Here is a 20,260-nt window from a genome sequence, read left to right on the forward strand (position 1 = left end):
GCGCCTCAGTCCTGGTTGACTCGCACAGTCATCGGACGCGCGGGACGTTCTCGGCGACCGATGCGGAGACCGGGGAAGTAGGTGGTTTCCTTGTTGGACACCCGCTGGTCGTGGAGTTCGCGGGCCGCGGAGAACAGGTCCATGAGCTCGTCCTCCCCCCGCACCTTCTCCAGGTGCTTGGCGGGCAGCAGGGAGATGGTGGCCATCTCCTTCAACAGCCGCGCATAGGTGATTTGCATCGACGCCTCGTCGGTCTTGTAGGTGTCGTCGAGGTACTCGATGGCGTAGCGGCGAGCGTTGTTGACCGCAGTCTGCGCCTTGCCCTTCGGTGAGACCAGCGAGGCGATGATGGTGATCGCCAGCACGCCGATGATCACGCTGAGCGACAGACCGATGCTCACCTCGACGACGTGCACCGGCTCGCCGCCGTTGATGAAGGGCACATTGTTCTCGTGCAGTGCGTGCAGGATGAGCTTGACGCCGATGAAGGCCAGGATGGCCGACAGGCCGTAGCTGAGGTAGATGAGCCGGTCGAGCAGTCCGTCAATCAGGAAGTACAGCTGCCGCAAGCCCATGAGCGAGAAGGCGGTGGCGGTGAAGACGATGAAAGTTGACTGGGTCAGGCCGAAGATCGCCGGAATCGAGTCCAGGGCGAACAAGATGTCGGTGCCGCCGATCGCCACCATCACCAGCAGCATCGGGGTCATCACCTTCTTGCCGTTCTCGATGGTGAACAGCTTGTCTTTGTCGTAGTAGTCGGTGGTGTGGAAGATCTTGCGCGCAGTGCGGATGATGAAGTTGTTGGCGTCGTCGTCGTGCTCGTCCTCGCCTTCCTTCTTCAACATGTTGCCGGCAGTCAGCAGCAGGAACAGGCCGAAGATGTAGAAGGCGGCCGAGAAACGGTTGATGATGGCAGCGCCCACAAAGATGAAGGCGGTGCGGGCGATCAGGGCGAACACGATGCCGAACAGCAGCACCTTCTGCTGGTCAGCACGGGGCACCTTGAAGCTGGCCATGATGATCAGGAACACGAACAGGTTGTCGACGCTGAGTGCCTTCTCGGTCACGTAGCCAGCGAAGTACTCCGCCCCTGCCTGGTGGCCGCCGAAGGCCCACAGGCCCAAACCGAAGGCGACGGCGAGGCCGACGTAGATCGCCGACCACACGGCTGCCTCACGCAGCGTTGGAATGTGTGCCTTGCGCACGTGGAAGACAAAGTCGAACAGCAGCAGGGCCGCGATCAGGACGACTGTGCTAATCCAGACATAGGTGGGGACGTTCACTCAAGCTCCAGAGAGTTGTGCAGGGGCGGAAGGGCCAGGAACCAGAGCCGCCGCGAGGGTGCGAAGGCACCACCCAAGGACCGCAGGAATCCACGGAGCTTCACGGAGGTCTGGGAACGGGACCAAAGGGGTCACGCGTTCGGACGGGCGGCGAGCCACCCACAACAAGGCAACACTACCACCGCACGCAAGAACCCCGAAAACGCACAACCCCGACAACGCAGAACCCCCGCTCCGGGCGGGGGCTCTGTGGAGTACGTCAGTACAGGATCAACGCTTCGAGTACTGGGGAGCCTTGCGGGCCTTCTTGAGACCAGCCTTCTTGCGCTCCTTGATACGGGCGTCGCGGGACAGCATGCCGGCCTTCTTCAGGGCGGGGCGGCTGGCCTCCTCATCGATCTGGTTCAGCGCACGGGCGATGCCCAGACGCAGTGCACCGGCCTGGCCGGACGGGCCCCCACCCTGCAGGCGAACGACGATGTCGTAGGAACCCTCGACACCGGCGGTGGTCAGCGGCTCGGTCACGATCTGCTGGTGCACCTTGTTGGGGAAGTAGTCCTCCAGGGTGCGGCCGTTGATGGTGATGGTGCCGGAGCCGGGGGCGAGGCGAACGCGGGCGATGGCCTCCTTGCGGCGTCCGGTGCCGGTGCCAGCGGCGATCACGGCCGGCCGGCTCGCAGTGCCGGCGGCAGCGGCCGGGTTGGAATCGCTGCGGTAGGCGATCTCACGATCGTTCTCGTCGGTGAACGCCTGTTCGGCGTCGTAGTCGACGTTCTCGTCAAGTTCAACAGTGTCAGTCACGGTCTGTCCTCAGGTCTTCGCAGATCACTGGGAGATCTGGGTGATCTCGTACGGCTGGGGCTGCTGGGCAGCATGGGGGTGCTCGGGGCCGGAGTAGACCTTGAGCTTGGAGATGAGCTGGCGGCTCAGCTTGTTCTTGGGCAGCATGCCCCACACGGCCATCTCGACAGCCTTGCGGGGGTCCTTGGCCAGCAGCTCGCCGATCGGGGTGGCGGTGAGACCACCAGGACGGCCGGAGTGGCGGTAGCGCAGCGAATCGGTGCGCTTGTTGCCCGACAGCGCGATCTTGGAAGCGTTCACGATGACCACGAAGTCACCACCATCGATGTGGGGTGCGAAAGTAGCCTTGTGCTTGCCGCGAAGCAGGGTCGCTGCGGTCACGGCGAGGCGGCCGAGGACGACGTTCTCGGCGTCGATCACATGCCAGTTCCTGGTGATCTCGCCAGGCTTGGGGCTGTAGGTAGTCACGGTCAGGGACCATCTTCCAGTAGTTTGCGTGGACGGACGTGGTGCGCCGGCTGCTCAGACCCCACTGCGGCTGCGGTTCCCCAGCAGCGTCCAGTGTCGGGCAGGCTCAGGCGCGACAGCGCACAAGGTTACCGCCCGAAGCAGCCAGCGCAAAATCGGCGCAGCCCACCGCGGAGGCCTGTTGAGTTCTTGTCGGGGCGGCCCTGTAACGTGACCTGCGTGAACTCGCCGCGTTGGGCCCAACCGCACCGGTGGGGCGGCCTGCTTCGCGGACTGTCCCAGTTTGCCACGCGCCCACGCCAGGTCGACGCCCGGGAACTGCTGGACAGACTACCGGTGACCCAGCCTGCCAGTGCCGAGGTGCTCCAGGTCATCGGCACGTACGCCGACAGGATCAATGGGGCCATGGGCTCCCCCACCCATGGTCGCCTGTTCACCCGGCTGATGCTGAACACGTGGCAGACCACCATCACCAGGGGCAGCGACGGTTCGGCCTTCGTGATCACCGGTGACATCCCGGCGATGTGGTTGCGTGATTCCGCAGCACAGATGCGGCCGTTCATCCCCCTGGCCGTCGAGTCGGTGGAGATTGCGGCCTGCCTCGAGGCGATCGTCGCCAAGCAATGGGAGTGCATCGAGCGCGCCCCCTATGCCAATGCCTTCAATGCCGGCCCCACCAATGACTCCTGGCATGCCGGCGACCTGTGCAGCAACCCATGGGTGTGGGAGGAGAAGTACGAGATCGACTCGCTTGCCTTCCCCGTGCAACTTGCCTGGCAGCTGTGGCGGGTGAGTGGACGCGACGAGGTGCTCGACCCCCTGCGGCACCGTGCCCGAATCGTGGTCGACCTGTGGCGCACCGAGCAGGACCACGCCGAACGCTCCCCCTACCGCTTCGTGCGCCCCGGCACCAGCGACACCCTGGCCCGGTGGGGCCGGGGCGGTCCGGTGGCTCGCACCGGCATGACATGGTCCGGTTTCCGGCCCAGCGATGACCCCTGCACTTTCGGTTACAACATCCCCGGCAACCTGTTCGCGGTCCACGCCCTGGAACTCGTCGCCGACATGGCCACCGAGGCCTGGCAGGACGAGGAGCTCGCCATCGAGGCCAGCAGTCTGGCCGACGAGATCCGCGAAGGCGTGATGAAGCACGGGATCGGCCCCGAGCGCGTCCTCGCCTATGAGGTCGACGGCCTGGGCAACCAGCTGATGACCGACGACGCCAACATGCCCAGCCTGTTGTCCCTGCCGCTCACCTCCAGCATCTCCCGACATGACCCCCTCTACCGGTCGGCGCGGAGGTTCGTCCTCTCACAGGCCAACCCGCAGTACTTCCTGGGCACCCACGCGTCCGGGGTCGGCAGCCCGCACAGCCCCGAGGGCTGGGTGTGGCCGATCGCGCTGGCGGTGCAGGGCCTGACCTGTCGGACCGATGACAAGTTCCGGTTGCTCGCGACCCTGGCCCGCACGGACGGCGGGACCGGCATGATGCACGAGAGCTTCAACCCCCACGACCCCCAGGAGTTCACCCGCCCCTGGTTCAGCTGGGCGAACTCGATGTACTGCGAGCTGGCCCTGGCCACTGCTGATGTCACCCTCGACGACGTGACCCGGAGATGGCAGTGAGCGAGCGGGTCCACCGCGAGATCGTCTCCTTCGTCCGCCGCTCCGCTCGGATGAACCCGAGCCAGCAGAGGGCCTGGGAGCGCTACTCCCCCACTCATGTCGTTCCCGTGGAACGGCGCGGGACGAGCACCTCCGTCGCCGAGCAGCCCGTGCCCGACTGGGCTGCGATCTTCGGACGCGAGGCTCCGCTGGTGGTCGAGATCGGCTCGGGCACCGGCGATTCCCTGGTGCCGATGGCGGCCGGGCGCGCCGAGGCCAATGTGGTGGCCTTCGAGGTCTTCGAGCCAGCCGTGGCGAGCACCCTGTCGAAGATGGGCCGGGAGGGCGTCGACAATCTGCGGATCGTGGTCGCCGACGGCGCGCAGGGTCTGGCCACCCTCTTCCACCCCGGGCAGGTCAGCGAGCTGTGGACCTTCTTCGCCGACCCCTGGCACAAGAGCCGCCACCACAAGCGCCGTCTGGTGAGCCCCGAACTCGCGGCCACCGTCACCCGCCAGCTCGCCCCCGGGGCGCTGTGGCACCTGGCCACCGACTGGGAGGACTATGCCCAATGGATGCGCGAAGTGCTCGACCCCTTCCCCGGTGTGGAGAACGTGCACGCCGCAGAGGGCGGCTGGGCCCCACGACTCGCGGCGCGTCCCCTCACCAAATACGAACGTCGCGGGCTGGACGTCGGACGCGAGATCCATGACCTCACCTATCGCGTGATGCCCCGATGAGGCTTCGGCTCGACCTCGCCTACGACGGCACCGACTTCTCCGGATGGGCCACCCAGCCCGGGCTTCGCACGGTGCAGGGCGAACTCGAGGGCTGGATCACCCAGGTCCTCCGCCTGCCCGAACCTGCGCAGCTGGTGGTCGCCGGGCGAACAGATGCGGGCGTCCATGCCACCGGCCAGGTCTGCCACCTCGACCTGCCCGAGGGCTGGCGCGTGCCGGTGCGCGACGGTGAACGAGAGGACGTCGACGCCCTGCTGGGGCACCGGCTGCGGCGCGTGCTGCCTGCCGATGTCGTGGTGCACGCGGTTCGGCCGGTCCCCACCGACTTCGACGCCCGTTTCTCGGCGCTCTGGCGCCGCTACACCTATCGGGTGTGGGACGAGCGGACCCACCGTGACCCGACCCTGCGCCGGCGTTCGGCCACGGTGCGCGGCAGCCTTGACGTCGACGCCATGAACTCCGGCGCCCAGGTCCTGCTCGGGCTCCACGACTTCGCCGCCTTCTGCAAGCCCCGACAGGGAGCCACCACGATCCGCACCCTGCAGCGGCTGGAGGCGGTGCGCAACGAGGCCGGCGAGGTGGTGGTGATGGTGGTGGCGGACGCTTTCTGCCACTCCATGGTGCGTTCGCTGATGGGGGCGCTGTGTGCCGTGGGGCAGGGGGTTCCCAGCCGGGTGCGCCGCGACGAGGAGTGGCTCGCCGCCTTGTTGCGAGCGACAGGGCGGGACTCCTCGGTCCTGATGATGCCCGCGAGTGGCCTGACCCTCAGCGAGGTGGGTTACCCTGCCGAGGACCAGCTCGCCGCCCGAGCGGTCCAGGCCCGCCGACGCCGAGACGAGGAACCCGCGTGAGCCACTACTTCACCTCCCCGGACGGACCCCAGAAGCAGCGGGAGATCCGGGCGTCCATCTGGGGTCGGGACTACACCTTCACCACCGCCAACGGTGTCTTCTCGGGGACGCGGCTCGACCCCGGCACGGCGACACTCTTCCGCGAGACCGAACCGCCGCAGCGTCCGGGTCGCTTCGCCGACATCGGCTGCGGATTCGGCCCCATTGCCCTGGCCCTGGCGACCGAGTGCCCGGGGGCTGTCGTCGATGCAGTCGATGTGAACGACCGTGCCCTGGCACTGACCAGGCTCAACGCAGAGAACCTGGGCGTGGTGGACCGCGTTCGCGTCCTGCGCCCCGAAGACGTGGGACGCGACGCCCAGAGCGACCAGCGCTACGACCAGCTCTGGTCGAATCCGCCCATCCGCATCGGGAAACCAGCCCTGCACGCCTTGCTGCTGGAGTGGCTGCCTCGGCTGGCGCCCGGCGGACAGGCCTGGATGGTCGTGAGCAAAAATCTGGGGGCGGACTCGTTGCAGCAGTGGATTGGTGCCCAGGGCTGGTCGTGCGAGCGTGCGGCATCGTCGAAGGGATTCCGCATCCTGCACGTCGAGGGCTGAGCGACCCTCACCCGACGAGAATCGTTTCTCGTTTCCCAGCGCGGAGCGGGTCGAGCGCCTAGCGTGGAACACACGGCTGGATGACACCATCCGGACGCCACCTACAGAAAGGACCACACCATGGGACTGGGTGACAAGATTTCGAACAAGGCCGAGGAGCTCTCTGGCAAGGCCAAGGAGAAGTACGGCGATGCCACCGACAATGCAGGCCTTCAGGCAGAGGGTCTGGACGACCAGGCCGATGCCCGCGTGAAGCAGGCCGGTGAGGACGTGAAGGATGCCGCCAAGGATGTGGCTGACCACGCTTCCGACGCCAAGGACCGCTTCTGAGGCGCCATTGTCCTGATTCCGGATAGCCCCCCACCACGATGTGGGGGGCTTTCCCGTCTCCGGTCCGAATCAAGTAGCGTGACCTGCGGGCCCGCAAGCTAGTGGGCCATTGAAAGGATCCCCATGAACCTCCGCACCCGCCTCGCGGCGCTCGCCTGCGCCGCCTCTCTGGGCCTGACCGGCCTGTCCCTGGCTCCCATGGCTCAGGCCACGATCCGCCCTGCCATCTCGGTCGCCGCCATCGAGGGCTACTGCCCTGCTGACGTCGAGGTTGCCGCCGTCGAGTGGGTCGCCTCCCTGTGGGAGAACAAGAAGGACGCCTTCACCGCCGGCTTCACCGCCGAGTCGGTCTTCGCTCTGGCTGCCGTCGGAGCCGAGGAGGGTCTCATCGACGAGCTGCTGGCACACCTGAGGACGCTGGCTCCGAAGTACACCGAGAACCCGGGTGGCGCTGCCAAGCTCGCGATCGCCCTGCAGGCGATGGGCGAGGACCCTGAGAACTTCGCCGGCCTGGACCTGGTCAAGATCATGCAGGACGCGCTGGCCAAGGACCCGACCGCCGAGGGCATCTACAACCTGCCCTACGTCGTGATCGCCCTGGTCCGCGAGGGTGTCGAGGTCCCCGATGCCGCAGTGAAGGCCCTCCTCGAGTCGCAGGACGCCTCCGGCGCCTGGGGCTTCCAGGACTGGCAGGACAAGACCAAGTTCGTCGCCGACGCCGACACCACCGGCGCTGTGCTGATGGCGCTGGCCGGGCTGGAGGAGGTCGCCAAGGAGGCCAAGGCCACCGATGACCAGGCCGCCGTCAAGGCTGCCGCTGCCAAGGGCATCGCCTGGCTCTCCTCGACCCGCAACGCCAAGGGCTACTGGGACGGCTACTCCCCGGTCAACACCACCGCCATGGTCCTGATGGGCCTGCGGGCCTGGGACAAGGATGAGGCCGAGACCAAGGCCTTCGACTACCTCCTCAAGGCCCAGGAGCAGGCCGGCGGCAAGGGCTTCCCGAACTCCCCCACCGGCACCGAGCCCGAGCTCTACGCCACCGTGCAGGCGATCCAGGGCCTGAGCGACATGACCCTGCTCAACCTCGAGTGGGCCATGGCTGAGTGCGCGGACGTCGAGACCTCGGCGACGCCGACCGCCAGCGCGACCGCCACCCCGACCGCAGGCGCCAGCACCAGCACCAGCACCAAGCCGACCCCGGGCACGATGCCCAAGACCGGCAACTGAGCTGGGACGTATTCCCACCACCATCCACGGATCGGGCTCTGGTGTCGCACACCGGAGCCCGATCCGTTACATTTGGCCCTGCATGGACACGGAGGGGAATCCGGTGCAAACCCGGAACTGACCCGCAGCCGTGAGGGAGAAATCCCGAGTCGGAATGCCTTCGCGTCCATCGACCCTTGTGCATGACTTCCTGTCATGTCCGTCGTGGCCAGCGGACCGGGTCTGGAGCATTGAGTCTTCGGGAACCGTCGTTGGCATCGTGAACCGCCACAGGTTCCTGAAAGGACTCTGCCGTGTCTCTTCGTACTCGCCTCGCCGCTGCCGGGTTTGCGGTGGCGCTCGGCCTCGCCCCCTACGCTGCTCCCGCCCAGGCCACCGCACCCACGTTCGTGCTGCCGGCTGCCGGCTCGGTCTGTGCTGTCTCCAATGACAGCGCCCGCCAGGCCGCCGACTGGCTGGCCGCTTACTGGAAGGACCACAAGGCCCAGATCGGCGGGGGCCAGCTGGCTGACGCCATCATCGGCATGTCGGCCTCCGACAGCCACCCCGACGTGGTCGCTGAGATGGTCGCCAAGCTGAAGACCGAGGAGTACCCCACCTATGGTGCGGGACCGGCCGGCAAGTCCATCATCGCCGTTGCCGCCGCTGGTGAGGACCCGACGAACTTCGGCGGACGGAATCTGCTCACCCTCCTCAAGGATGCCGTTGCCGACGAAGGTCCGCAGAGCATCAACAACCTGCCGTACGTGATCCTGGGCTACCTCCGCACTGGTGAGAAGGTTCCGGCCGCGCTCATCGACCGGGCCGTCACCCTGCAGGACAAGGGCGGCTCCTGGGGATACGTCGAGAGCTGGAAGAACCCGCCGGCCTTCAAGACCGATCCCGACAGCTCCGGCGTCATGATCTCCGCGCTCGCGGGCCTGAAGCAGTCCGGCCAGGGTGGCGACAAGGTCTCCACCGCGCTGGACAAGGCGCTCACCTGGGCCAAGGGCGCCAAGACCCCCGGCGGCTACTGGGACAACTACTCCCCCGTCAACACCACCGCCATGATCCTGCAGGGCTACACCGCCGCCGGACGCACGGACGCAGACGCGCTGAAGTTCCTCCGCGCCCAGCAGAAGCTCACCGGCACCGGCGCGCTGTCCAATGTGCTGGACGGCAAGGAGTCCAACCTGATGGGCACCACCCAGGGCCTGGTCGCCCTGGCCGAGGACAGCCTGCTCACGGTGACGCTCGACAAGGGCTGCGGCGCTCCATCGGAGCCCTCCTCCCCGGCCTCCAGCGCCGACCCCTCCCCCTCCGCGAGCCAGGGCCAGAGCACCGGTGGCCAGTCGAGCAGCCAGCAGTCCACTGGCGGCGCGTCCACGGCAACCGCCACCACCAGCACCGACAACGGCGGCCGGCCCATGCCGGAGACGGGTCGCTGATGCGGTTCCTCCGAAGCCTTGTCGTCCTGACCATGCTGCTGGCCCCCGCCCTCGTGGCGGGGCCGGCGGCCACGTCGGCTACGGCGTCCCCGCTGCCTGGCGACCTCTCACAGCGGCTGCCCCTGGCTGGTGCCCGTGACTGCGTGTCCTCGGGCCGGGTCTACGTGCTGGCGGTCAACGAGAACGGCGGTGTCGTCGCGTCTGGCTGCACCAGCAGCTTCCGCAACGGCAAAGCTGCGCTGACCTCGGTGGCCAGCGTCACCGAGCGGGACCGCGACCCCGGCTTCGTGTGCCAGATCAACGGCTCCCCGAACGTCTGCTACGAGGGCAAGGACTTCAACGGCCCTGCCCAGAGCAAGTACTGGCAGTACTGGCAGGGGACCCCCGGGGGCAGCTGGTCCTACTCCAACTGGGGTTACATCCCCTATGAGCCCAAGCCGGGCTCGGTCGAGGGCTGGTGCTACGGACGCACCGGTGAGAGCTGCCCGGGGCTGTTGAACAACATCATCAACATCAAGGCGCTGAGCACCCAGCCGGAGCCGACGCCGACCCGCAAGCCGACCCGCAAGCCGGCCCCGAAGCCGACCCAGAAGGCGACCCAGAAGGCACAGCCGCCGGTGGTGGCCACGACCCGCCCGACCCAGCCGAAGGCCGCCACGACCCGGCAGGCACCCACCCAGCCGGCCACGACACGATCCGCCACGACCCCGCCGGCCCGGTCGACCAGCAGCGCGCCGTCCACCCAGCACACCGCTCAGCGTTCGAGCCAGCAGCCGACCCCGACGGCACCCAGCTCGGCGCGTCCCAGCACCAGCGCCTCGCAGTCGCCGAGCAGCCCGGCCACGGCGAGTGGCTCCCACTCCCCGGTGTCCAGCGAATCCGATAGCCAGTCGGCGCAGTCTTCGGGCAATCCGACCGCTGTCGAGACCGCCCCGGTCTCTTCTCCGCCCGGCGGGACCAACGGGACGCCCTGGGCAGCCATCGCCACCGGCGGGCTCATCGCCTCCGCGGCAGCCGCCTTCGGCATCACCCGACTCCGGGGTCGATCCGAGGAGTGACCCGCACTGCACGTCGCCCCGGCCCTGAGCCGGGGCAGGGGCAGGACGCCGCCGCTGGGAGCGACCAGCTCAGCCACACCGCCCGCCGACCCGGCCCCAGCACCCACCCGTGGGCATGGTGGGGCTGGGCGATGGGCGCAGCCATGGCGGCCAGCACCTCCAACAATCCGCTGTTCCTCGGGCTCCTGCTCACCGCGGTGATCATGGTCGTCCTGAACCGGCGCACGGACGCCCCCTGGGCGCGGGCGGTCGGCGCCTACCTGACCCTCGCGCTCATCGTGATCATCTTCCGGGTCGCGCTGATGGCCCTCCTGGGCGGTCGCCGCGACGGTGTGGTGCTCTTCACCCTCCCTGAGATCCCGCTGCCGGCCTGGGCTGCCGGCATCCGCTTCGGGGGGCCCGTGACGGCCAATGCCCTGCTGGCGGCCGGCTATGACGGTCTCCGGCTGGCCAGCCTGATGGTCTGCATCGGCGCGGCGAACACTCTGGCCAACCCCCGCCAGGCCCTCAAGAGTGTCCCCGCCGCCCTCAACCAGCTCTCGGTCGCGGTCATCATCGCACTCGCCCTGGCCCCGCAGCTGGTTGAGTCCCTGCTGCGGATCCGTCGCGCGCGTCGCCTGCGCGGCGGCGCCGGAACCGGCTGGCGTGCGGTCAAGGCCGTTCTGGTGCCCGTCCTCGAGGACGCCCTGGACCGCTCGATGCGGCTGGCCGCGGCGATGGAGTCCCGTGGCTACGGCCGGGCGGTGGATTCCCGCGGCCAGGCCTGGCCGACCAGCCTCCTGCTCATCCTCTCGCTGTGCGGGCTGGTCTTCTCCACCTACGCCCTGCTGTCGATGCCGGAGCTGGGCAGGCTGCCGTGGGCGATCCTTGGGGCGTCCGTGGTGGGCGTGATGGCAGGCCTGCACCTGGCGGGCCGGTCGCACCGCAGCACGCGTTATCGCCCCCATCGTTGGCGGCCCAACGACACGATTCTGGTCGCCCTCGGGGTGGGAGCAGCCGCGCTGGCCTTCTGGCTGCAGCAGGACCACTACGCGGTGATGAACCCGCGCACCACCCCGCTGCAGTGGCCGCAGCTCCATGGGGCGATGCTGCTGGCCGTCGCCATGCTCGCCCTTCCGGCGTTCATCACTCCCCCGCCGGCCACCCGAACCACCGCCCACAGGAAGAAGGCTGCCCGGTGATCACCTTCGACGACGTCACCATCAGCTACACCGAGTCCGCGCCGGTGCTGCGCAACGCCTCCTTCACCATCCGCGAGGGCGACCTGTGCGTGGTGGTCGGTCGCACCGGCAGCGGCAAGTCGACGATGCTGGGAGCGATCAACGGCCTGGTCCCCCACTTCACCGGCGGACACCTGTCCGGGGAGGTGCGCGTGGACGGCCGTTCGACCCGCCACCACCGCCCCCGCGACATGGCCGATGTCGTCGGCTACGTCGGACAGGACCCGATCACCGGTTTCGTCACCGATGTGGTCGAGGATGAGGTTGCCTACGGCATGGAACAGCTGGGCATTCCGCCCACCGCCATGCGCAAGCGCGTCGAGGAGACCCTGGACCTGATGGGCATCGCCGAGCTGCGCCGCCGCCCGCTGATGGCCCTGTCGGGCGGCCAGCAGCAGCGCGTGGCGATCGCCTCGGTGCTGGCGGCCCAGCCGCGCGTGGTGGTGCTGGACGAGCCCACCTCGGCCCTCGACCCGACCGCCGCCCAGGACGTGCTGTCGGCGATCACCACCCTGGTCCACGAGGTGGGCCTGACCGTTGTGCTCGCCGAGCACCGCCTCGAGCGTGTCATGCACGCCGCCGACTCGATGCTGTGGCTCACCGGTGATGGACGCGCGGAGCTGGGCGATCCGCGCGATGTGCTCGCGGTCGCGTCTGTGGTGCCGCCCCTGGCAGACCTGGCCCACAGCCTCGGGTGGGGACGCGTCCCCCTCAGCGTGCGGGAGGCCCGGCGCGAGGTGGCCGAGCTGGGCCTCGTGCCCCAGGTCACTCCCCCCACGACGCCGACCCCCGGTCCGGTCGCGGCCTGGGTCGAGAAGCTCACCGTCCGCTACGGCAGCACCGTCGCCCTCGACGAGGTCAGCCTGTCATTCCACTCCGGTCAGGTGACCGCACTGATGGGTCGCAATGGCGCTGGCAAGTCGACCCTGCTGTGGGCCATGCAGGGGGCCATCAGCGGGCGCGGACGCGTCGAGGTCGACGGTATGGACCCGCGCAAGACCAAGCCTGCCGAGGTCCGCACCCACATCGCCCTGGTACCGCAGACCCCCGGCGACCTGCTCTACCTGCCCACTGTCGCCGAGGAGTGCGAGCAGGCCGACCGCGAATCGGAGGCACCGGCCGGGTCGACGCGGGCCCTGCTCGACGAGCTCGGCCTGGCGCTCGACCCGCACGCCAACCCCCGCGACCTGTCCGAGGGGCAGCGACTCGGGCTGGTGCTGGCGATCCAGCTGGTCGCCAACCCTCGCGTCCTGCTGCTGGACGAGCCCACCCGCGGCCTGGACTACTCGATGAAGCACCAGCTGACCGGCATCCTCCAGCGCCTCGCAACACAGGGCACCTGCATCCTGGTCAGCACCCACGACGTGGAGTTCGCCGCCGCCAGTTCCACCCGAACGGTGGTGCTGGGCGATGGTGAGGTGGTCGCCGATGGTCCGACGCGCGAGGTCTGCACCAGCTCGCCGGCCTTCTCCCCGCAGGTGGCGAAGGTCTTCTTCCCCCACCCCGTGCTGACCACGGCAGATCTCACCGACGCTGGGCTGGGGGTGGCCCGTGGCTGAGCCGACGAACGGGCTGGACGTGCGTCCGGCTCCGGCGCTGCGCCTGTCCACCCGCTCGGTGGTGATGCTGGTGGTCTCCGCGCTGATGTGCGTGGTCGTCTTCGGCTGGCCGCTACTGATGGCCCCGGGCTCCGACCTGTCCACCAATGAGCTGGCGCCGATGCTGCTGGTGCTGGTGGTCCCGCTGCTACTGGCGGTGGTCAGCGCGCAGATCGCTGGCGACCAGACCGATGTGAAGGCGCTGGCGCTGCTGGGGGTGATGTCGGCCGTAGTGGCGGCCGTGCGTCCGCTGGGGGCGGGAACCGCCGGGATCGAGACCGTCTTCCTCCCGATCCTGCTGTCCGGGCGCGTCTTCGGGCCCGGCTTCGGCTTCGTGCTGGGCAATACCGGTCTGTTCGCCTCGGCGCTGATCACCGCCGGCGTCGGGCCCTGGCTGCCCTACCAGATGCTCGCCGCCGGCTTCCTCGGCCTGCTGGCCGGCCTGCTGCCCCCGCTGCGCGGCCGCGCAGAGATCCTGATGCTCGTGGTGATGGCCTTCTTCACCAGCTTCCTCTACGGCTGGATGATGGACTTCTCCTACTGGCCCTTTGCCGTGGGGCAGGACTCGCAGATCTCCTACCAGCCGGGAGCGCCCGCCCTGGAGAACCTGCACCGCTTCGTGCTGTTCAACGTCGCCACCTCGATGGGCTGGAACCTGGGACGCGCGCTGACCACGGCCGTGCTGCTGGTCATCCTCGGCCCGCCGCTGCTGAGAATCCTGCGCCGCGCCGCGCGCAGGGCGTCCTTCAGCTGATCGATCTGGTCCATCCGCTGCGACTCTTGGACCAACCCAATAGGCTCGTGACACAAGCATCATCCGCTGTTCGCCCGCAATCGGCGGGCGCTGACGAAAGGCTGACTGTGGCTGTCTACACGCTGCCCGACCTCCCCTACGACTACGGCGCACTCGCCCCCCACATCGCTCCCGAGATCCTGGAGCTGCACCACGACAAGCACCACAAGGCCTACGTGGACGGCGCCAACAAGGCGCTGGACCAGATGGCCGAGGCTCGCGAGAAGGGCGACTTCGCCGCGATCAACAAGCTGGAGAAGGACCTGGCCTTCAACCTCGGTGGCCACATCAACCACTCCGTGTTCTGGAAGAACATGTCCCCCGACGGTGGTGGCCAGCCCGAGGGTGAGGTCGCCGCTGCGCTGACCGAGTTCTTCGGTGGCTTCGAGGGCTTCCAGAAGCAGTTCAACGAGTCTGCCAAGGGCCTGCAGGGCTCCGGCTGGTCCATGCTCGTCTGGGACGTCCTGGGCCAGCGCCTCAACATCAACCAGCTCTTCGACCAGCAGGGCAACCTGCCGGCCGGCCAGATCCCGCTGCTGCAGCTGGACATGTGGGAGCACGCCTTCTACCTGCAGTACAAGAACGTCAAGGCTGACTACGTTGACGCCTGGTGGAATGTCGTCAACTGGGCCGACGTCGCTGAGCGCCTCACCCGCGCCCGCGGCACCCAGGGCCTGATCGCCTGACGCTTCCCACCCAGCAATGACGCCCCCTCACCTGAGGGGGCGTCATTGTCGTTGACGGGGATCAACGCTGGCAGGTTGCTTCCAGCATGGGAACCAGGACCTGGTTGATGCTCCAACGCCCCTCGACGCTGGACAGGTCGCGCCCGATGGCACCCGCGAGATCGAACGCTTCCCGTCAGCGGAGGTGAAGGCGACGCTGAGAGTGCCCATCGCAGCCCCGTCGTGGCCGTAGAACCAGGGCTCCGCACCAGCCGACGGGCAGGGGCCGGGGATGCGGTAGAGCCCAAGCCCGTACTGCAGGGCCCCGGAGGAGGCCGGCGTGGACATCTGGGCCAGCAGCGGTCGGCTGATGAGGCGGCCCGAGACGAGGGCGCGCGTGAAGCTGTTCAGGTCCTCGGTGGTCGACAGCACAGCACCTGCCGCGCCGAAGACATCCGGGTCGAAGGTGTCCAGCTCCATCCATCCGTCGCTGCCGCCCAGCCAGGCGTCCTCGGCGAGGCTGGGGCCCTTGAGCCCGGGGTCGGTCAGGTAGGAGCTGTGCTTCATGCCTGCCGGACGGAAGACTCGCTGCTGGAGCAGTTGCTGGAGCGGCTGCTTGTTCTGGGTCTCCAACAACATGCCGAGGGCGATGTAACCAGCATTGGAGTAGAGGAACTTGCCCGGCTCGGTCCAGGGCACCGCGTTGACCAGGTCAATGTGCTGTTGCGGGGTGTAGTCGCGGCTCAGGGCCGCGACGAGTTCGGCTTCTGAGGTGGGGTCCTTGACCTGGGCGGCGAGCAGTTCAGCGGTGCCATTGGGGACGCCCGCCGTGTGGCTGAGCAGCTGTCGGAAGGTCACGTCCTGGTGTGCCGGGAACAGGTGCGGCATCACCGTGGCGACGCGCTGGTCCAGCGACCAGACACCCCGGTCGACCTCCTGCAGCACCAGGGTGGCGATCATCATCTTGGTGTTGCTGGCCACGCGGAAGCGGTCCTGGCGTCCGGCCGGCGCGCCGCGGTCCTTGTCACGCAGACCTGCGGCACCGCTCCAGCTCAGGGCGGGGGTCTGGACGCGGGCGGTCGCGCCGGTGGCACCGGACTGCACCATCTGCGCCAGCGCGGCGTCCAGGGCACGAGTGGTCTCGGTGGCGCGACCGGGTGGGGTCTTCTTCTGCTTGATGCGGGTGGCTGCCGACGTGGCAGCCGAGGTGATCTGCCGAGCCTGGGTGGAGTTGTCGGCTCCGCGTGGCGACTGCCGGGGTGCAGCCTCAGCGGGGAGGGCCAGGCTCAGCGCGCAGGCGGCGGCGGCCAGGCCGGTGAGGACGCGACGGGCGGGGCTGGGCATCGGTGAGTACCTCTCGACAAGTCGGACGGGTCCACCGAAAACCTAACGCGCGAGCGGTTCACCCTCAGTCGGTGACGCCCTCCCCGAACCCGCGGTACAACCAGCGCGGCAGCGGATTGCAATCCAGCCACGGTGAGGTGGCCGTGTGGAATGTCGTCAACTGGCCCGACGTCGCTGAGCGCCTCTCCCGCACCCAGGGCCCCATCCCCTGACGGTTCTCCGCAATCCCTGGACGTGGATATTCCCGCATCAGCCGCGGGGTTTCTCCACCTTCCTAAGTTTCTCGTTAAACTCTCCTGAAATTCCTTGACCGCTCATCCTCGTGCTGTTTTGCTCTGGGCCACGGGTTGGCGCCCACTCGACTCATCGGGGCCCCGACGCTGCGGCTCTTGACCCGTCACCTTGGACTGGAGTATCTCATGGACAGAAAATTCTCTCGCCGCTTGGCTCTGGTCGCGACAGGCGCTGCAGGACTTGCGGCGTTCGGTTACGTCGCCACTCGCTCTCGGCAGCCATCAATCGTTGACATCACAGCTGACTATCCCTACTTCGCCAACCTTGATGACATCGCCGCGGCAGCAGATGCGGTCGTCGTCGCCCAGTACCTTTCCTCGCACGAGGAACTCATGCTACCCGACGCACACGGAGGAGATCTTCCCAAGGATCCCCAGCGGGGCATCACTCTGAGCGAGGAGCAACGCCGCGACATGGGGGTTCCAAGCACCATCAGTGTCATGAGTGTGTCACGTGTTCTCAAGGGGTCGCTGAAGCCCGGTGAGCAGATCAAAGTGACGCAACTGGGAGGAACCAGGGACGGCACCCGCTTTCGCGAGTCCAGCACACCGCTCTTGGGCAAATTTGCAGAGAAAGTGCCGAACAAGACATTCCTATTGACGCTGAAAAAGTATGGCGATGTCTACGATGCCATCAATCCAACCATGGGAATTCATGGAGTCGATCCGCAGGGTGGTCTCTTGACGCTGGACGCTCGAGACGGTGCGGTCCTGGCCGCCACGAGCGGAACGAGGCGCCTCACGGTCGAGGACTTGGAGCAGCCTTGACTCCGCATGCATGAAGAACGTCCCCCCTGAGGAGGGGACGTTCTTCATGCTTATCGGTGGTCGGCGAGGGCAAGTCCCGTCCCGCTTGGGGCCACGGCGCGATCGATACTACGGCCTCATGGGAGCCGAACAGATCACAGCTATTGGGAGGTGCTGAGACCGAATGCCTACCGCTGGCGGGGATGAAGGCGGACAGCTCACTCGGTGACGCCCTCCCCGAAGCGGCGGTACAACCAGCGCGGCAGGGGTTTGCGTTCCAGCCACGATCGCCAGGTGGCTGCCACCGCGATCGGCGCCAGCCCCAGCGTGGTGTCGACATAGGTCAACCCGCGGAAGGGACGCACCGGGGTCATCGGGGTGAACTCCACGTCCCCGGCGGTGTTCTCGATCTTGGACGCGCAGACATCGCGCGTGTCGCCATCGATGGTGACGTGCAGCCAGGTGTGGCCGACATGCCACCACGGGGCCCGGTCCAGGCGCACCCGGGCGGCGTGGACGGTCCGGACTGTGAAGCCGAGTGCCCGCAGCACCCTGGCCAGGGCGGTGTTGTACTGGTTCGACTGGCCCCGGCTGCGCTCGAAGGCCTGCCGGGGTGTTTCCCACCAGTGGTAGGCCGAGTAGTAGGAGTACTTGCGAAAGACCAGGTGGGTGGCCTCGTCGACCAGGTCCCAGCCCCGTGTCCCGGTGGCGCGACAGTGAGCGACCGCGTCCTCGATCGTCTCGATGCCATCGGGGGTCAAGCGGTCCGGTTTCGGGGCAGCTGCCACCACCGGCGCCACGGCCGCTGCCAGGGCAGCCGCGACCAGGCCGACACGCTTCAGCCTCATCCTTTTCCCCTTCCGTTGCGTGCGAAGCGGCGGCGAGGACTGCCGCCCTCCTCCGCCAGTCGAGTGTGCAGTTCGAGCATCTTGTCCACGCTGTTGGCCCAGCTGTACTGCTCCGCCCTCGCCCGCGAGGCGACACGCAGCTCGGGCCCCAAGCGGGCGATCAGGCGCTCGGTGGCATCAGCGATGCCGCTGGCATGCGGCGGCCCGAACTCCCCGCTGGTCGGGTCGACCAGTTCGTGGGCGCCGCCACGGTTGCTGGTCACCACCGGAGTGCCGCAGGCCAGCGCCTCGAGCACCGCCAGGCCGAAGGTCTCGGCCGGGCAGACCGAATAGGAGATGTCGCTGTTGGCGAACCGACGCGCGACCTCCTCGCGTCCCTTGACGAAACCGTGGAAGACCACCGGGGCGTCCCCGGCGAGCTCGCGCAGCGGCTCGGTGTCGGGCCCGGTGCCGTACATGTTCAACTCGATCGGGACGCCGCGGCGATGCAGCTCAACGGCGGCCGCCACCCCCAGTTGCGGGCTCTTCTCGTGCGACATCCGGCCCACGTAGCAGAGCTGGACAGGACGCTGGAAGCTCCCATCAGGACCCAGGACAGGGCCGTTCTCGACATCGCGGCGGTCCGGCCGGAAGTTCTCCAGGTCCACACCGAGGGGGACGTACCAGAGCTTCGCGCCCGTGTGGGCGAACTCCTCGGCGGCATAGCGGGAGGTGACGACGACCGCGTCGAACTCCTTGCTGAGGCGACGATTGAGGGCGCCGACCGCGGCCTCCACGCCGAACTGGCTGCGGAACCACATCGAGAGCATGTCGTCCAGCCGCTCGTGGCTGAACAGCGCTGCCCCGAGCCCACGGCGATGGGCCCACCTGGCAGCCGGCGAGAGCGTCCACTTGTCGGAGACCTCGATGGAGGTCGGCTGGAACCGGTCCAGCACGTCGAGGGCACGCCAGGGCGTGGCGATCATGCGGTAGTCCTTGTGCAGGCGCGGGGCACGGACGGTGATGACCTGGCCCAGTTCGGTCTCCGTGACCGAGTCCTCCTTGCCCGGGATCACCAGGATGCGCTCATGTCCTGCCTCGACATAGCCCTTGCCCAGGGCGTCGATGGCGACGCGCATCCCGCCGGAGACGGGGCCCACGAAGTTCGCGAGCTGGGCAATGCGCAATCGAGGAGGCACGTCGCCCAGCCTATCGGGAGCGGAGGCGTCAGCTGGGGGCAGAAGCGGCGGGGTGTACGTGTGGGAGCACCGACTCAGGACTCGCCGAAGACCCAGCTCAGCGCCTCCACGGCCGCTCCCCGGGCCCAGAAGTCGAAACCGGTTTCATGGATCTCGACCGGTAGCTCACACGCCAGCGGGTGGCGGTACTCGGCCACCCCGCGGGCCAGGGCATCCTCATGCCCACGCAGCAGGTGGGCGGATTCGCCGGCGACCAGCGCCCGCTGGGGGAAGGTGAAGGCGGAGGCCTGGCCTATCAGGCACCCGAGGCGGTGTGCTGCTTCCTCCAGCCCCGGGGCGCCGGGCTCCAGCTCGCTGAACTGCGGCAGCCCGTCCAGCAGCGGCCCGACCATCGAGCCATGGCCGGAGTCTGCGTCCACGACCACCCTGCGGTCGACCACCAACGAGTAGCCGACGCCGATCCCGATGGTCACCACGATGAACCGGTCGGACGCCAGACCCAGTCCGAACCAGAGTTCTGCACGCGCGAGGGCGGCGAGGTCGTTCTCGAGTCGCACCGGCAGACCGGTCGCGTGTTCGAGCAGGTCGGCCAGCGGGACGTCCTCCCAGCCCAGGAAGGGCGCGCGCTGGACGGTCCGCCCATCGGGCACATTGCCACCCATGGACACCCCCACAGCAATCAGCTCGCCCGGGACTTCGGTCAGCTCCGTCCGCAGTTCGGCCACCAATGCCGCAATGTCAGCGACTGCGCGGTCCAGGTCGACCACCCCTGAGCGGGTTTCCACCGGGCGGGTTCGGGACGCCAGCACGCGGGCGGTCAGGTCGGTCACCACGACGGTCACCTCGGCATGGGTGAGGGCCACGCCCACCAGGAGGCCGGCCGCGGGCACTGCTTTGAGCGGGATCGAGGGGCGGCCCTGCGCCTCGCGTTCACCGTCCGAAGAACCGCCGGATCGCCCGTACTGCGGGCGTCCCTCGACGACCAGACCGGCCCGCAGGAGCGGCACCACCATGCGACTGAGGCTCGCCGGGGAAAGGCCCAGGGCAGCGGTCAGCTGCGTCCGAGACGCCGGCCCGAAACGCAACAACTGCAGCAGGATTCGCCGCGACGAATCGGGCAGCCTCCCCCACCCCTTCGGCAACGAATCGGCAAGCATGTATTGACAGTAGCTTATTTGCGGG

General features: G+C 68.1%; 21 protein-coding genes and 1 riboswitch. Of the genes, 14 read left to right on the top strand and 7 right to left on the bottom strand.

Features of this window, described 5'->3' with window-relative positions; genetic code table 11:
* Positions 1–5: 5 nt before the first annotated feature.
* The 3 genes from M3G03_RS11430 to rplM all read right to left on the bottom strand — a co-directional run bounded on the left by M3G03_RS11430 (position 6) and on the right by rplM (position 2,552).
* Positions 6–1,283, bottom strand: a complete 1,278-nt coding sequence (locus M3G03_RS11430; protein ID WP_259810024.1) for a TerC family protein — start codon at positions 1,281–1,283, stop codon at positions 6–8.
* A gap of 270 nt (positions 1,284–1,553) precedes the next feature.
* Positions 1,554–2,084, bottom strand: a complete 531-nt coding sequence (gene rpsI, locus M3G03_RS11435; protein ID WP_259810026.1) for a 30S ribosomal protein S9 — start codon at positions 2,082–2,084, stop codon at positions 1,554–1,556.
* Positions 2,085–2,108: 24 nt separating this feature from the next.
* Positions 2,109–2,552: a 50S ribosomal protein L13 gene (gene rplM, locus M3G03_RS11440; RefSeq protein WP_259810027.1), complete on the bottom strand. Its 444-nt coding sequence runs from the start codon at positions 2,550–2,552 to the stop codon at positions 2,109–2,111.
* Positions 2,553–2,957: 405 nt separating this feature from the next.
* On the opposite strand from rplM, the gene M3G03_RS11445 reads away from it, so the two are divergent.
* The 12 genes from M3G03_RS11445 to M3G03_RS11500 all read left to right on the top strand — a co-directional run bounded on the left by M3G03_RS11445 (position 2,958) and on the right by M3G03_RS11500 (position 14,689).
* Positions 2,958–4,178, top strand: a complete 1,221-nt coding sequence (locus tag M3G03_RS11445) for a glycoside hydrolase family 125 protein (RefSeq protein WP_396121955.1) — start codon at positions 2,958–2,960, stop codon at positions 4,176–4,178.
* On the top strand, positions 4,169–4,897 hold the full coding sequence (gene trmB, locus M3G03_RS11450) for a tRNA (guanosine(46)-N7)-methyltransferase TrmB (protein WP_396121954.1): 729 nt from the start codon (positions 4,169–4,171) through the stop codon (positions 4,895–4,897). Before M3G03_RS11445 ends, trmB begins: the two co-directional genes overlap by 10 nt.
* Entirely contained in the window at positions 4,894–5,748 is an 855-nt protein-coding gene (gene truA / locus M3G03_RS11455) for a tRNA pseudouridine(38-40) synthase TruA (protein ID WP_259810031.1), read from the top strand. The genes trmB and truA overlap by 4 nt, the downstream gene beginning before the upstream one ends.
* Positions 5,745–6,347: a class I SAM-dependent methyltransferase gene (locus M3G03_RS11460; protein ID WP_259810032.1), complete on the top strand. Its 603-nt coding sequence runs from the start codon at positions 5,745–5,747 to the stop codon at positions 6,345–6,347. Before truA ends, M3G03_RS11460 begins: the two co-directional genes overlap by 4 nt.
* 120 nt (positions 6,348–6,467) lie before the next feature.
* Complete coding sequence (locus M3G03_RS11465; RefSeq protein WP_259810033.1) at positions 6,468–6,677, top strand: CsbD family protein; 210 nt, start codon at positions 6,468–6,470, stop codon at positions 6,675–6,677.
* Positions 6,678–6,800: 123 nt separating this feature from the next.
* A complete protein-coding gene (locus M3G03_RS11470) occupies positions 6,801–7,907 on the top strand; it encodes a prenyltransferase/squalene oxidase repeat-containing protein (protein WP_259810034.1) in 1,107 nt (368 codons plus the stop codon).
* A gap of 41 nt (positions 7,908–7,948) precedes the next feature.
* Positions 7,949–8,088, top strand: a riboswitch (cobalamin riboswitch).
* A 112-nt stretch (positions 8,089–8,200) separates the two neighbouring features.
* Complete coding sequence (locus M3G03_RS11475; protein WP_259810035.1) at positions 8,201–9,334, top strand: hypothetical protein; 1,134 nt, start codon at positions 8,201–8,203, stop codon at positions 9,332–9,334.
* Positions 9,334–10,392: a hypothetical protein gene (locus tag M3G03_RS11480; RefSeq protein ID WP_259810036.1), complete on the top strand. Its 1,059-nt coding sequence runs from the start codon at positions 9,334–9,336 to the stop codon at positions 10,390–10,392. The genes M3G03_RS11475 and M3G03_RS11480 overlap by 1 nt, the downstream gene beginning before the upstream one ends.
* Positions 10,389–11,573, top strand: coding sequence for an energy-coupling factor transporter transmembrane protein EcfT (locus M3G03_RS11485; RefSeq protein ID WP_259810037.1), 1,185 nt, complete (start codon positions 10,389–10,391; stop codon positions 11,571–11,573). Before M3G03_RS11480 ends, M3G03_RS11485 begins: the two co-directional genes overlap by 4 nt.
* Positions 11,570–13,171, top strand: a complete 1,602-nt coding sequence (locus M3G03_RS11490) for an ABC transporter ATP-binding protein (RefSeq protein ID WP_259810038.1) — start codon at positions 11,570–11,572, stop codon at positions 13,169–13,171. Before M3G03_RS11485 ends, M3G03_RS11490 begins: the two co-directional genes overlap by 4 nt.
* Before the next feature lie 13 nt (positions 13,172–13,184).
* Positions 13,185–13,964, top strand: a complete 780-nt coding sequence (locus M3G03_RS11495; protein WP_396121956.1) for an ECF transporter S component — start codon at positions 13,185–13,187, stop codon at positions 13,962–13,964.
* 107 nt (positions 13,965–14,071) lie between these two features.
* Positions 14,072–14,689, top strand: coding sequence for a superoxide dismutase (locus tag M3G03_RS11500; protein ID WP_259810040.1), 618 nt, complete (start codon positions 14,072–14,074; stop codon positions 14,687–14,689).
* Positions 14,690–14,731: 42 nt separating this feature from the next.
* Here M3G03_RS11500 and M3G03_RS11505 read toward each other — a convergent pair whose 3' ends face one another.
* On the bottom strand, positions 14,732–16,012 hold the full coding sequence (locus M3G03_RS11505) for a serine hydrolase (RefSeq protein WP_259810042.1): 1,281 nt from the start codon (positions 16,010–16,012) through the stop codon (positions 14,732–14,734).
* Positions 16,013–16,083: 71 nt separating this feature from the next.
* Between M3G03_RS11505 and M3G03_RS11510 the strand changes: the two genes are divergently transcribed.
* Both M3G03_RS11510 and M3G03_RS11515 read left to right on the top strand, forming a co-directional pair.
* Complete coding sequence (locus M3G03_RS11510; RefSeq protein WP_259810044.1) at positions 16,084–16,224, top strand: Fe-Mn family superoxide dismutase; 141 nt, start codon at positions 16,084–16,086, stop codon at positions 16,222–16,224.
* Positions 16,225–16,431: 207 nt separating this feature from the next.
* Positions 16,432–17,073, top strand: coding sequence for a hypothetical protein (locus M3G03_RS11515; protein ID WP_259810045.1), 642 nt, complete (start codon positions 16,432–16,434; stop codon positions 17,071–17,073).
* Positions 17,074–17,270: 197 nt separating this feature from the next.
* On the opposite strand, the gene M3G03_RS11520 is transcribed toward M3G03_RS11515, so the two are convergent.
* From M3G03_RS11520 to M3G03_RS11530, 3 genes are all read right to left on the bottom strand, one after another.
* A complete protein-coding gene (locus tag M3G03_RS11520; RefSeq protein WP_259810178.1) occupies positions 17,271–17,894 on the bottom strand; it encodes a transglutaminase domain-containing protein in 624 nt (207 codons plus the stop codon).
* A gap of 2 nt (positions 17,895–17,896) precedes the next feature.
* Complete coding sequence (locus M3G03_RS11525; RefSeq protein WP_311197551.1) at positions 17,897–19,018, bottom strand: glycosyltransferase; 1,122 nt, start codon at positions 19,016–19,018, stop codon at positions 17,897–17,899.
* Positions 19,019–19,152: 134 nt separating this feature from the next.
* Positions 19,153–20,235 carry an ROK family transcriptional regulator gene (locus tag M3G03_RS11530; protein ID WP_259810047.1) on the bottom strand — a complete coding sequence of 361 codons (1,083 nt, stop codon included), beginning with the start codon at positions 20,233–20,235 and terminating at the stop codon, positions 19,153–19,155.
* Positions 20,236–20,260 lie beyond the last annotated feature (25 nt).

The organism is Aestuariimicrobium sp. p3-SID1156, from assembly GCF_025144225.1.
GTDB lineage: Bacteria > Actinomycetota > Actinomycetes > Propionibacteriales > Propionibacteriaceae > Aestuariimicrobium.

What these genes read in the sequence shown, in the direction of transcription:
- M3G03_RS11445 (WP_396121955.1), top strand. Translation starts at nt 2,958, where the DNA reads ATGGGCTCCCCCACCCATGGTCGCCTGTTCACCCGGCTGATGCTGAAC.
- trmB (WP_396121954.1), top strand. Translation starts at nt 4,169, where the DNA reads ATGGCAGTGAGCGAGCGGGTCCACCGCGAGATCGTCTCCTTCGTCCGC.
- truA (WP_259810031.1), top strand. Translation starts at nt 4,894, where the DNA reads ATGAGGCTTCGGCTCGACCTCGCCTACGACGGCACCGACTTCTCCGGA.
- M3G03_RS11465 (WP_259810033.1), top strand. Translation starts at nt 6,468, where the DNA reads ATGGGACTGGGTGACAAGATTTCGAACAAGGCCGAGGAGCTCTCTGGC.
- M3G03_RS11470 (WP_259810034.1), top strand. Translation starts at nt 6,801, where the DNA reads ATGAACCTCCGCACCCGCCTCGCGGCGCTCGCCTGCGCCGCCTCTCTG.
- M3G03_RS11480 (WP_259810036.1), top strand. Translation starts at nt 9,334, where the DNA reads ATGCGGTTCCTCCGAAGCCTTGTCGTCCTGACCATGCTGCTGGCCCCC.
- M3G03_RS11505 (WP_259810042.1), bottom strand. Translation starts at nt 16,012, where the DNA reads ATGCCCAGCCCCGCCCGTCGCGTCCTCACCGGCCTGGCCGCCGCCGCC.
- M3G03_RS11515 (WP_259810045.1), top strand. Translation starts at nt 16,432, where the DNA reads ATGGACAGAAAATTCTCTCGCCGCTTGGCTCTGGTCGCGACAGGCGCT.
- M3G03_RS11525 (WP_311197551.1), bottom strand. Translation starts at nt 19,018, where the DNA reads ATGCGCGTCGCCATCGACGCCCTGGGCAAGGGCTATGTCGAGGCAGGA.
- M3G03_RS11530 (WP_259810047.1), bottom strand. Translation starts at nt 20,235, where the DNA reads ATGCTTGCCGATTCGTTGCCGAAGGGGTGGGGGAGGCTGCCCGATTCG.